The organism is Flavobacterium pokkalii (genome assembly GCF_014596575.1).
In the GTDB taxonomy this organism is placed as follows: Bacteria; Bacteroidota; Bacteroidia; order Flavobacteriales; family Flavobacteriaceae; genus Flavobacterium; species Flavobacterium pokkalii.
Genome location: NZ_NASZ01000016.1, coordinates 60,692 through 72,536, shown reverse-complemented (window position 1 = coordinate 72,536; position 11,845 = coordinate 60,692). Strand labels below are relative to the sequence as shown.

Below are 11,845 nucleotides of genomic sequence, written 5' to 3'. Positions count from 1 at the left end.
TAAATTTGATAAAAGAAACCATTTAAATTTTACATCATGAAAAAATATATAGTTATTGGAGCAGTTTTAATTACAGGGATGATTTTTGCACAAGATGCAAAACCGGTATTGGAACCTTACGGGAAAAAGGTGAAAGCCACTTATTTTTATGAAAATGGTCAGGTACAACAGGAAGGTTTCTTTGTAAAAGGGAAATTAGAAGGAACCTGGGTTTCCTATGACGAAAATGGAAACAAAACCGCTATTGCCGAGTATAAAAATGGAAAAAAAGTGGGCAAATGGTTTTTCTGGACAGATGAAAGCGAAAAAGGATTTGCTACTTTAAGCGAAGTAGATTATTCAAACAATAAAATTGCTTCGGTTAAAAACTGGAAAAAAGAAGCAATCGTTAATGTGGATTAAATTTAGAATTGTTAATTGTAAAAAGGCTTTCTCAGATTCTGGGAAAGCCTTTTTGTATTATGAGTTTTTTGTTTTCAGGGAGCTGCTTTTTATTTTAAAAGCCGCATAAAAAGTTATAGTTGAAAGTACAATCCAAAATACATCAATAAAGTACATTTGAAAATGATTATTGGTATAACTAATCCAAAACCAGTTTCCGGTTTTTATTCCATTTGCAATTGGAATCAGGAATCCTAAAATACTTCCTGAAAACAAACAAAATCTGTTGGTAAAACCATTATTTTTTTTCAAAATTAAAATAATGCTGAGTAGTAGCCAACTGATAAAGTAGATGGAATATATTTTTTCCTGTCCTAATGGGAAGAAAACTTTCGCCATTATAAATGTTAAGGCTGTTACCGGAAACATAGTTAACGAAATGGCTAAATAATAACGGACTACACTTTCGTTAAAACGCCTTTTTTTCTCGGGAATATTTTTTTTATCTCTGGCAACCAGCCAAATCATCACTCCTGAGATAATCACAAAACAAGATAAAATTCCCAGAGCAAAACTGATGATTTTTAAGCCATAACCACCGTAATCGCCATAATGAATACGATATAAAATGTTTTTTACACTGTCTAAATAACTGCTCTGTGCCAGCGGATTTTTCTCGGCAATGATTTCTGCTGTGGCTACTTTGTAAATTCGTTTGCCTATAGCGGTAAATTTTTGGTCAAATTCCATTTCTCCTTCAACCAAAACCTGCATATTGGTATCGCCGTAATTTTGAATTTCAACCTTTGTGACGTCAAAATCATTCCAGTTTTTCTTAGTGTCGCCCACCATTTGATTCAGGCTGAAAGTTTTGGTTAAGGCTTTATTTGCAAAAGGTACAGCAGTCGTTGTGTATTCCAGTTCTTTGTTCAATTGATCTTCTTTACCATCGTATAACAGTTGAACACTTGGTGCGATAATTAGTAACTTAATCATGAAAAAAGCTCCGGTAACGGCATAAACAAACTGGAATGGCAGTCCCAGCATTCCTAATGAAGTATGTGCATCGGTCCACCAGGTTTTTAGTTTTTCCTTTGGTCGAAAAACATAAAAATTAGAAATGATTTTTTTCCAATGAACCAATACTCCGGTTACTGTGGCAAACAGAAAAAATAAGGCGATGAATCCGGATAAATAGTAGCCAACCGGATAGGGAATTTGTGCCAAAAAGTGCAAACGATAAATGAATTCACCCAGATTGTAATTCTCTACATAAGTTGAGGTTTTATAAGTACTATTATTAAGGTATAAAAATTTTGCTTCTTTGCCTTTTTGGGAAGTCAGACTATCTTTAGACGCTTCTAAATACACCGCAACTTCTTTTTCGTTATGCGGTTGCGTAATAGTTATTTTTCGGCCATGCAAATCGTAAAGACTGTCCAGAACTTTTAGACTGTGGTTGTAATCCAGTTGAATTTCTTTAGAAAGACTAGCTGATTCGCCTTTTTCCCAATCGGCAATATCATCTCTGAAAAAAGAAAAAGAACCCGCAAAAAAGATGACAAAAAGAACTACGCTGATGATAATTCCGCTAACGGTATGGAGGTGAAAAAAGATATTGTAATTTCTATTGTTCATGTTTTATGGGGCTACAGGATTATAATTTTGTCCTAAATAAAGAATTCCTAAAAAGAACAGACTCAAACCAAGGTATAAAAACCAGATTTTCCAACCGTTTTTGGCTAAAAACGCCACAATCATTAGTGCTACCCAAAGAATAAAAGCACTAAAAGTCATGGTTATTATTATATTGGGACGGTTAAACCAACTGGTAAGAGCCAGATGAAAACTTACCGAAACAAAATAGCCGCCTAAAATAGCTGCTGTTATTTTTGCAAAACGTTGTGTTTTGGATTGAGTGAGGTATTTTGGATTTGCCGGCATATTTTGACTTAAAAATAAAGTTCAACCAGTACAGCAAGAATAAACAATACTGATACAACTTTGTAATTGATGATTTTTAGCGGTGCTAAAATGACTACCAGACTTCCAATAGTCATTAATTGAATAAAATAGATTAAACTGGAGACCCCAACGGCTTTAATGCTAATGAGTAAACTATAAGCAATTGCTAAGATTGCTAATCCTACAAAACGGGAAGGTTTTGGGTTATGCTGAATCCATCTTTGTATTTGCAAATTATTTGATAAAGTTGCTTTTTTAGAGGTGTTGTACAACACATAAAAACCTAAAAAAATGTTGAACGCAATGAATGAAATCATAATAGTTTCAATTAAAAAACAGCCTTCTTGGTTGAAAGAAAGCTGTTTTAGTTAATTTTTAAAATTTGTATGAAAAGCTTGCCGATGCACTTCTCATGTTTCGAGGATGGATTGTTGACCAGCCATCATAAGTATCGGTATTTGTAATATTATCAATTTTTAGTGTAATATTAAATTTGTCATTTCCATAGAAAACAGAAGAATTCAATACGGTGTATTCAGGAATTGTGAAAGTTCCGGTTACGGCTCCATGAGTAATTTTGTTTTCACCGGAATAATTACCACCAAAACCTACTCCAAAACCTTTTAATACATTTTGTTGAAAACGGTAACTGGCCCAAAGGTTTGCTGTGTTGTAAGCTCCGGCACTGGTTGGGCGATAACCTACGGTATTTATATCACCTTTTTTTATCGCTGCATCTACATAACTATAACCCGCTACGATGTTGAATCCAGGAATTGGGTTTGCAATAATTTCGGCTTCAAAACCTTCGTTGTTCTGAGCACCGTCCTGATAGTAAGTGATGTCGGTAGCCGAATTTCTAATGTTGTAAACGCGGTCGGTTACTTTGATTTTATAATAATTAAAACTAGCATATAATTTGTCTTCAAATAAATCTAGTTTTGTTCCAAATTCTAGTTGATTAGCCTGCTCCGGATTAAAAACACGTGGTGTTCTGGTTGTTCCGTTGATGTCTTCCTGTGGTGCAACATTTGTAAATCCGTTCATGTAATTTGCAAAAAGCGAAACTTTATTTAAAATTGGTTGGTACACAATTCCAAATTTTGGAGATAAAGCCGTTTGGTTGTAACTTCCGTTTTGTGCATTCATAAAACGATCGATACGTAAACTTGCCATTGCTGATAAGTTAGGAAGAAAATCAATTACGTCAGATGCATAAGCACTATATACTTCTTGTTTGGTTTTGCTGTTGTTTACAGTTGCTCCGGCTAATAGAGCATCGGTTGCGTTTTTGCTTAATTTTCCATTGTCTCCGGTTGTGATGTATTTTGCAGGGTCGGTAATTCCAAAAACATTTTCGTTTACTGTTTGCAAATCGTCATTTCCTATATATACATAGCCGTTAAGAGCATATCCGGTACCATTGTCGATAATTTGACGGTTGAAATAATCTAATCCGACAACAATTCGGTTTCTCATGTTTCCAATTTTGAAATCTCCGATAAAATTTTGTTGGATATCAGTTGCTAATGTAGTCGAATTTTGATTGTTAATGTAACGTCCAAATACTACACCATCAGTAATTGCCGGAAACGAAGCTGTTCCTTCAAACAAATAACTGTAATATCCATCTGACTTTGCCGATGTTTTAGAAATGGCAGTTAGTGAAGTCCAGGAATCATTTATTTTATAAAACATTTGTCCTTGTAAATTAAAAGAAGGTGTTTTAATGGATAATTGATTGCTGGTATATGAGCGCTTGTTGTCATATCTTAATTCATTCATGTTGTGTGCTCTCAAAGTTGTCGAACGCGTTAAGAACAACATAGTTGCATTAGTAGCTTCATTACTTAAAAATTCGGTGTTAATTAAGAAAGAAAGTCTGTCGGAAGCTTTGTAAGATAAAGACGGAGCTACAAAAAATGCTTTTCTAAATCCGGCATCCTGAAAACTATTTTCGTTGTGGTAAGCTGTATTAATTCTGAAATTAACTGTTTTGTCGTCATTTAAAGGAGTGTTTACATCGGCTGTAACTCGGTTTAAACCATAAGATCCTGTAGTGTAATTAATTTCACCACCAAAATGATCATAAGGAGTTTTAGTTGTAATATTAATTAAACCACCGTAAGATGTTATCGTATTTCCGAATAAAGTTCCCGAAGGTCCTTTGATTACTTCTATTTTTTCAATGTTAGCCGGGTCTAAGCTACCGTTTGAGATACCCGGTAATCCATTAAGTGCTCTAGGTTGAACAGCGAATCCTCTTAATGCAAAATATCCTGCTCCATCACTTCCACGACCTGTTGAAGTCCAAAGTGGTTGTACACCTGGTGCATTTTTAAGTGCATCATCAATATTGGTAACTACCTGATCTTTTAATAATTCTGCTGTGATTGTGGTATAAACCTGTGGGTTTTCAAGGTTTTTTAAAGGCAATTTTGAGATTTGCTGATTTTCTTTTTTAGCAAAAGTGTTTTTTTTGTTATGATTAATCACTACCTCCGTAAGTTTCTCGGAGCGCGATTTGATAGTGGCATTTTGAATCAGTTGCTGACCGTTGGTTAAATTAATTTTTAGTTCTTGGCTTTGGTATCCAATAGCCGAAATTTTCAACGTATAAGCACCGGGATTAATATTTTTCAGACTGTAATTTCCTTTTTCATCGGTTACGGTTGCAAATCGGGTTCCTTTTAGGTGAACCGAAATGTTATCAGGAGTCTGATTATCATTTAGTGTAATTTGTCCTTTGATACTTGCTTTTTCTTGTGCCAAGACAGCGGTAGAAAAAAGTAAAACGAACAATAGATTTAAAATTGTTAGGGTAGATTTTACGTTCATTTTATTTAGAATAAATTTTAATAGTGCAAAAGTAAAAAGCAAATCCTTACAAAACAAAATTATTTTAATTTATTCTAAATAAAACATTTTAAACATGATGGGTTTCGTGAAAAATGATAATGTAAATTATTAAGGGTGTTTTTTAACTATTTATTATTCAGTTGTTTGTGTTTTGTTTGTTGCTTTTTTTGTAAATTTATAGGTCAAATTTTTATGAAATCCAGATTGCAAATAATTTTTTAAAATCACTAAAAAAGATGGCAATAGCAAGAAATCGATCGGAAGTTGAAGCCGAAATCAGAGCGCATTTAGGGATAGTTCCGGGATTTATGAAAGATATTCCCGAAGCTTATTTAGATTTTGAATGGGAATTGTTTAAAAACCTTCAATTGGGAGAAACACTTATTCCTAATAAATACAAAGAATTGATGGGGGTAGCCTTACATTCAGAAACTAAATGCAGATATTGTACATTGTTTCATGCAGAGACCGCAAAACTCTTTGGTGCAACAGATGAAGAAATACAGGAAGCGGTTCATTATGCAAAAATGTCGCTTGGCTGGAGTGCCTATCTCAACGGTATGCAAACGGATTATGACGAGTTTGCCGGCGAATTGAAACAGATAGGTAATTATGTGAAAGAAAATATGGCACAACATGCACATTGAAAAGAAAAATAATCTGGTTTTTCATATTACACTCAGCGGTTACGAACTAGCTACTTTAATTTCAGCATCACGCTGGGTGGCAGAAGGCGCTAAAGGCGAACTTACAGCCGAAGCTATTGAACAGTTGAAACAGGTAGTTTCCAATTATGACAGAGCAGCTGCTAAGCTTCAAAATGGAAATCAAAGTGAAGCGTAGTGTTCTCTTTGAATTTCGTTTTTTATTGAGTTAACAAAAGTTTTGAATCTTTCATTAAAACAAAAAACCACCTGAGAATTGCTTTCAGGTGGTTTCTTTTATTGAAAAGGGACGCGTTTACATCGTGTGTTTTGGGTTAAAACCGTCTTCACTTAATTCTTTGTGGTCGTAATCGGCAACCATTTCGGCTTCGTAATCGATTTTTTCTCCTTTAGAGAATTTGGCGATTATTTTCTCCATGATTTCATAAATTACCGGAACGATAATCAAAGTCAGGAATAAGGAAGAAATCAAACCTCCAATGATTACCCAGGCCAAACCGTTTTTCCATTCCGCACCGGCTCCCGAAGCTAAGGCAATTGGAAGCATACCAAATACCATCGCAATGGTGGTCATCAAAATAGGACGCAAACGGGCATGATTGGCCTGAATTAAAGCGGTTCTGATGGATTCTCCGGCAGCTCTTCTTTGATTAGTGTAATCCACAAGCATGATCGCATTTTTACAAACCAATCCAATCAACATGATGATACCTAAAATGGTAAAGATGTTTAAGGAATTATTAGTTAAGGCTAAGGCCAGCATCGCTCCAATGAATGAAAGTGGAATGGCAAACAATACCACAAAAGGGTGAACGAAACTGTCGTACAAACCTACCATTACCAAATAAACTAAGATAATAGCAGCTAATAAAGCAACTCCAAGGGTACCAAAACCTTCGCTTTGATTTTCCTGATCACCACCCCAAATGTAGTTTACTCCGGTAGGTTTGTCTAATTTTTGTAATTTTTCTTCCCATTGTTGAACAATAGTTCCCGATGGAACTCCAATGTTTTGTCCTTGAACCGTTACAGAAGCAGTTTTGTCTCTTCGTTCCAGTTTACTTGGTCCGGAACCTTCAGTAATGGTAGCAAATTGAGATAACTTAATTTGTTGTCCCTGATCGTTAATAAAAATCAAATTACTTACATCGTCAATATTTTTACGGTCAAAAGCATTGTATTTAATATTGATGTCGTATTCGTATTCACCAGCACGGAATTTGCCATCGGTATTCCCGCTGTAGGCTGTTTGCATGGTCATACCCACCGTTTGAAGGTTCAATCCTAAGGCCGCCATTTTATCACGATCCACCTGAACGTTAATTTCCGGATTTCCGTCTTCAACGGTTAGTTTAATCTCGGTAGTTCCTGGGATTTTACGTAATTCGGCTTCGGCCAATTTGGCAAATTTCATGGCACTTTCTACATTTGGACCGGTTACAATCAATCCTAATTTAGCGTCTTCGGCAGTTCCCATAATACCAACAGGAACAGTTTTTACTTTGGCACCCACCAATACTTTTTCCAATTGGCGTTTCATTTTGGCTGCATAAACTGAGGCATCATCGGTACGCTCTGACTGTTCAATCATTTTTACGTCAATTTCAGCTTTGTAAGCAGTAGCCTGAGTAGCTCCCATACCTTCTGAAGTTTGACCTACAGTGGTAATTTGGCTATGAACATATTCCTGTTTTTTTAAATAAGCCTCTGCTTTTTGCGTCATAAAGTTGGTTTGTTCCAAGGATGCGTCTTTTGGCATTTCAATTTGTACCAAAAATTCACCACTATCCGAAGATGCAAAGAATTCACCACCAATGTATCCGCCCCCCATCAATCCGATGGTAGAAGCAAAGAATAAAACTACTACAACTAAGATAGTTTTGATATAATGATCCAAACACCATTCTAAGATTTCAGTAACCCAGTGTGTGAAACGGCTAAGCATACTTTCGAAACCAAGAATAATTCGACCAAAAAGATTTTTTCCTTCAATATGTTCCAATTTTCCAAATCGGGAGGATAACCAGGGAATAATTGTAAAGGAGGCTAAAAGCGATAACAAAGTAGAGATTACAACAGTGGTACAGAATTGTGTAATAATATTAGATACTAATCCGGTACTCATGGCAATTGGTAAAAATACCACCACAATTACTAAGGTAATAGAAGTTACCGTTCCACCAATTTCGGCAGTTCCGTCAAAGGCAGCGCGAATACGGCCTTTACCCATTTCCATGTGCCTGTAAATATTTTCTAATACCACAATGGCATCATCCACAAGAATACCTACAACCAATGATAATCCTAATAAACTCATTAAGTTTAAGGTATATCCCATAAGGTAAATACCAATAAAAGTTGCAATTAAGGAAGCTGGGATAGAAACCATTACAATCAAAGAGTTTCTTACACTGTGCAGGAAGAACAACATTACTAAGGCTACCAGAATTACGGCAATTAATAAATCGTGAATTACCGAATCGGCTGCTTCAAGAGTGAAGATTGTGGTGTCTTTAGCTGTTTCTAATTTTAATTCGTTTACCTCATAATCTTTGATTAATTTGGCTACGGTTTGTGCTACTTGTTCACTTACAGCTACCGCATTAGCATCTGATTGCTTGATGATTTGCAATAAAATAGCGCTTTTTTGATCTACACGGGAGATTTTTTCGGCAATTTTTTGCGCATCCTGAACATCGGCAATATCTTGTAAGCGAATTTGAATTCCGTCTTTTGAAGAGATAACCAAATTTCTTAATTCGTCCACACTTTTATATTTACCAGCCAGACGAATCAGGATTTTTTGTTCGCGGGTTTGAATATTTCCGGTAGGGAAATCCAAATTAGAAGCTAAAATCATTTGTTGCACCTGAGGAACAGATAATCCATATCCCTGCATTTTAGTAGCATCCAGATTTACCTGAATTTCACGTTCCTGTCCTCCGATAATATTTACCTGAGCAACACCCTGAACACGGGACAATACCGGCGCGATTTTTTTGTCAATCAAGTCATAAAAAGAGGCTTCGTCCATTTTGGCATTGGCCGCAATGGAAATAATTGGCATGTCGCTCAAGGAGAATTTATTCAACGAAGGTGTTTTAGCATCGTCGGGCAAGTCGCTTAGAATAGCATTAATTTTTCGTTGGGCATCGTTCATCGAAACATCCACATTGGCAGTAGATGTCAATGTGATGGAAACTACCGAGAGACTCTCGTAGGATTTGGAATCAATTTTTTTGATGTTTTCCAAAGAAGCAATCGCATCTTCTATTTTCTTAGTTACGGTGTTTTCAACCTCACTCGGAGAAGCCCCCGGATAAACCGTTGAAACCGTAATTACGTTCATTTCGAACTTAGGAATCAGTTCATAGCCCAGCTGGCTGTAACTGAATAGTCCGCCAAGCGTTAGGATTGTAAACAATACAATCACCAGGGAAGGACGTTTTATGGATATTTCTGCTAATTTCATATTTTTCTTTTGTACTAATTAGTGAAAAGTGATTAGTGAATAGTAATTAGCCCGAAGGCTATTCACTTTTTACTGATTACTAGTTACTTTTATTTAATAATTTCTATCGAATTACCGTCTTGTAGGTTGATTTGTCCGGTTGTGATTACTGTTTCACCATCCGATAAACCGTCTAAAACTTCCACTTGGTCACCTAAAATTCTTCCGGCAGTGATGGTTTTTAGTTTTGCAATTCCGTTTTCAGCAACAAACACCTGATTGCTGCTTACACTTCCTACGAAAGCTGTTCTTGGAATTACAGTCATCGTTTGTTTTTGCTGACCAGATTGGAATACAGCAGTACCGTACATACCTGCTTTTAGGTCGTTGTTAGGGTTATTTGCAATTTCAATATCTACTGCAAAATTCAGGCTGGTATCAGCTTTAGAAGCGATGAATGTAATTTTTCCTGAAAATTCTTTATCCGGATATACGCTTGATTTTACGGTAACTGAATTGCCTACTTTTAATTGGGCAACCTGAGCTTCATTAACCGTAATAGTCAATTTTAATTTGCTTACATTAACAATGTCAAATAAGGAAGTAGCCGGCATTGCCATAATGATAGTTCCCGGTTCAATGTATTTTTTATTGATAAATCCGTTAATAGGCGCTTTGATTCGGGTATCTCCAATGTTGATTTTAGCCTGTTTGTAGTTGGCTTCCGCATTAGTCAGCGCTACTTTTGCCTGATCTAATTGTTGTTTGGTAACACCTCCGGTTCTGAAAGCATTTTCAAAACGGTTGTAATCAGCTTTGGCGTTTTGATAAGCCGCTTCAGCAGCCTGAGCATTTACGTTGATAGCATCGGCTCTCATGATGGCAAGCGTTTGACCTTTGGAAACATAATCTCCTTCTTTGGCTAAAATTTGCACCACTTTTCCGGTTTTTTCAGAAGTAAGTGTGATTTCCTGAATAGGTTCGAAAAGTCCGTTGGCCGAAAAATCTAATGAAACAGCTTCTGTTTTTACAGTAGCTACTTTTACGGAAACCGCTGCATTTTTCTCAGCAACAATCGCAATTTTAGCTTCGTTGGCCTCTTTGTTCTTGGTTAAAATAAATCCGATTAATGCTAAGGAAGCAATAATGACAAGTCCGGTAGTTATGTATTTTTTCATGTTATTTGTTTATAAGTGTTTTTAGTTCGCCTTTTGATTTGATAAGTTTGATTTCTGCCAGTTTGTAATCTAAAACAGCGGCAGTATAATTGTTCTGAGCTTCTGTAGAAGCGTTTTCAGCATCGAGTAAATCAGTTAAAGATGCTAAACCTTGTAAATAATTGTTGTTGATATTTCTCAAAATTTCATCAGCCAGTCTCATATTTTCTTTTTGGTTTTGAAGGGTAATCAGGCTGTTTTCAATTTGAGTAGTTGCATTTTTATAATCTAAATCTAATGCCAGTTGAGTGTCTTTAATATCTTCCTGAAGCGAACGCAACTGCACATCAGCCTGTCTTACTTTGGCTCTGGTTCCAAATCCGGCGAAAATAGGCACTTTTAAATTTAGTCCGATTGCTGAGAAATCTGACCAATACACTTTGTCTTGTGAGTTGGCAAACCAAGGCATTTTAGGTCCCTGACCAATGTAATTGTAGCTGGCCGAAAGCGAAAGTGTTGGGTAATAACCGGCAATTACTGATTTTTTTTGCAAGATTAATAATTCTTCCTGTTTTTTAAGTAATAAATATTCCGAACGATTAGCGGTGTTTGGTGCTTCTGAAATCGCAACCGGAGTTACTTCAAATTCTGATTGCGGAATTTCAATTTGCGCGTTCATAGGCATTCCCATATAAAATTTCAAGGCGTTTTCCTGCAATTGCAAAGCATTGATAATCTGTTGTTTTTGGGTGTTGATGTTTGATAGATTTACAGTCATTCGATCTAAATCAATTTTTTTAGCCAGACCGTTGTTGTATTGCCCTTTAACAATATCTTTAACTTTTGAAGTCGTTTTTAAATTGGTTTCAGCTAAAGCCAGTTTTTGTCTTAAAACATACACCTGATAATAATTATTAGCTACTCGTTCAATCACTTCTTCTTCGGTCAGTTGATTGTTAATTTTGTAAAATTCACGGGTGGTTCTGGCTGCTTTCAATCCGGTAAAAACCGATTGATCAAATAAGTTTTGTGTCAAACTTACTCCCGCTGTTGAGATCCATTTTTGTCCAAAGGCAGCCTGAATAGTTGTGCCTGGTGCGCCAAATCCAGCCCCGTCAATAACGGTAGTTTGAAGAATAGGATTGTAAGTCAAATTTCCATTTGCAGAAATCTGTGGTAAGGCTCTGGAGCGAACTTCCTGAATTTGGTATTCGCTGTTTTCAATCTTCAGCTGTGCTTTTTTAGCGTCGGCTTTATTTTCAAGTGCATACTGAATAGCATCTTTGAGTGTCAGCGTGGTTTTTTCCTGTGCCTTTGTAAAACTTACAAAGGAAAGAAATGTTAGTATTAGTAATTGTTTCATTATT

General features: G+C 36.1%; 10 protein-coding genes. 3 read left to right on the top strand and 7 right to left on the bottom strand.

From position 1 onward, the window contains the following. Positions 1–36: 36 nt before the first annotated feature. Entirely contained in the window at positions 37–402 is a 366-nt protein-coding gene (locus B6A10_RS10940) for a toxin-antitoxin system YwqK family antitoxin (RefSeq protein ID WP_055091807.1), read from the top strand. A 57-nt stretch (positions 403–459) separates the two neighbouring features. Here B6A10_RS10940 and B6A10_RS10935 read toward each other — a convergent pair whose 3' ends face one another. Genes B6A10_RS10935 through B6A10_RS10920 form a run of 4 tightly spaced genes read right to left on the bottom strand, consistent with a single transcriptional unit; the run spans position 460 to position 5,184 of the window. Beyond that, positions 460–2,019, bottom strand: a complete 1,560-nt coding sequence (locus tag B6A10_RS10935) for a PepSY-associated TM helix domain-containing protein (protein WP_188220902.1) — start codon at positions 2,017–2,019, stop codon at positions 460–462. Between the two features lie 3 nt (positions 2,020–2,022). After that, the gene (locus B6A10_RS10930) at positions 2,023–2,325 is read right to left on the bottom strand and encodes a hypothetical protein (RefSeq protein WP_055091811.1); all 303 of its coding nucleotides are present in this window, start codon (positions 2,323–2,325) and stop codon (positions 2,023–2,025) included. 8 nt (positions 2,326–2,333) lie between these two features. Then, positions 2,334–2,663 (bottom strand): hypothetical protein, encoded by a 330-nt coding sequence (locus B6A10_RS10925; RefSeq protein ID WP_055091813.1) that lies wholly within the window; start codon positions 2,661–2,663, stop codon positions 2,334–2,336. Between the two features lie 58 nt (positions 2,664–2,721). Then, positions 2,722–5,184: a TonB-dependent receptor gene (locus B6A10_RS10920; protein WP_188220901.1), complete on the bottom strand. Its 2,463-nt coding sequence runs from the start codon at positions 5,182–5,184 to the stop codon at positions 2,722–2,724. 257 nt (positions 5,185–5,441) lie between these two features. Between B6A10_RS10920 and B6A10_RS10915 the strand changes: the two genes are divergently transcribed. After that, entirely contained in the window at positions 5,442–5,852 is a 411-nt protein-coding gene (locus tag B6A10_RS10915; protein WP_055091816.1) for a carboxymuconolactone decarboxylase family protein, read from the top strand. Beyond that, positions 5,842–6,048 carry a hypothetical protein gene (locus B6A10_RS10910; protein WP_055091818.1) on the top strand — a complete coding sequence of 69 codons (207 nt, stop codon included), beginning with the start codon at positions 5,842–5,844 and terminating at the stop codon, positions 6,046–6,048. The genes B6A10_RS10915 and B6A10_RS10910 overlap by 11 nt, the downstream gene beginning before the upstream one ends. A gap of 117 nt (positions 6,049–6,165) precedes the next feature. On the opposite strand, the gene B6A10_RS10905 is transcribed toward B6A10_RS10910, so the two are convergent. From B6A10_RS10905 to B6A10_RS10895, 3 genes are all read right to left on the bottom strand, one after another. Next, positions 6,166–9,342 carry an efflux RND transporter permease subunit gene (locus B6A10_RS10905; RefSeq protein WP_055091819.1) on the bottom strand — a complete coding sequence of 1,059 codons (3,177 nt, stop codon included), beginning with the start codon at positions 9,340–9,342 and terminating at the stop codon, positions 6,166–6,168. Positions 9,343–9,431: 89 nt separating this feature from the next. Next, positions 9,432–10,499, bottom strand: coding sequence for an efflux RND transporter periplasmic adaptor subunit (locus tag B6A10_RS10900; protein ID WP_055091821.1), 1,068 nt, complete (start codon positions 10,497–10,499; stop codon positions 9,432–9,434). Position 10,500: 1 nt separating this feature from the next. Further along, positions 10,501–11,841, bottom strand: coding sequence for a TolC family protein (locus B6A10_RS10895; RefSeq protein WP_055091823.1), 1,341 nt, complete (start codon positions 11,839–11,841; stop codon positions 10,501–10,503). Between the last annotated feature and the right edge of the window lie 4 nt (positions 11,842–11,845).

Coding starts and splice junctions, on each gene's coding strand:
- B6A10_RS10940 (WP_055091807.1), top strand. CDS start 37: ATGAAAAAATATATAGTTATTGGAGCAGTTTTAATTACAGGGATGATT.
- B6A10_RS10935 (WP_188220902.1), bottom strand. CDS start 2,019: ATGAACAATAGAAATTACAATATCTTTTTTCACCTCCATACCGTTAGC.
- B6A10_RS10930 (WP_055091811.1), bottom strand. CDS start 2,325: ATGCCGGCAAATCCAAAATACCTCACTCAATCCAAAACACAACGTTTT.
- B6A10_RS10925 (WP_055091813.1), bottom strand. CDS start 2,663: ATGATTTCATTCATTGCGTTCAACATTTTTTTAGGTTTTTATGTGTTG.
- B6A10_RS10920 (WP_188220901.1), bottom strand. CDS start 5,184: ATGAACGTAAAATCTACCCTAACAATTTTAAATCTATTGTTCGTTTTA.
- B6A10_RS10915 (WP_055091816.1), top strand. CDS start 5,442: ATGGCAATAGCAAGAAATCGATCGGAAGTTGAAGCCGAAATCAGAGCG.
- B6A10_RS10910 (WP_055091818.1), top strand. CDS start 5,842: ATGCACATTGAAAAGAAAAATAATCTGGTTTTTCATATTACACTCAGC.
- B6A10_RS10905 (WP_055091819.1), bottom strand. CDS start 9,342: ATGAAATTAGCAGAAATATCCATAAAACGTCCTTCCCTGGTGATTGTA.
- B6A10_RS10900 (WP_055091821.1), bottom strand. CDS start 10,499: ATGAAAAAATACATAACTACCGGACTTGTCATTATTGCTTCCTTAGCA.
- B6A10_RS10895 (WP_055091823.1), bottom strand. CDS start 11,841: ATGAAACAATTACTAATACTAACATTTCTTTCCTTTGTAAGTTTTACA.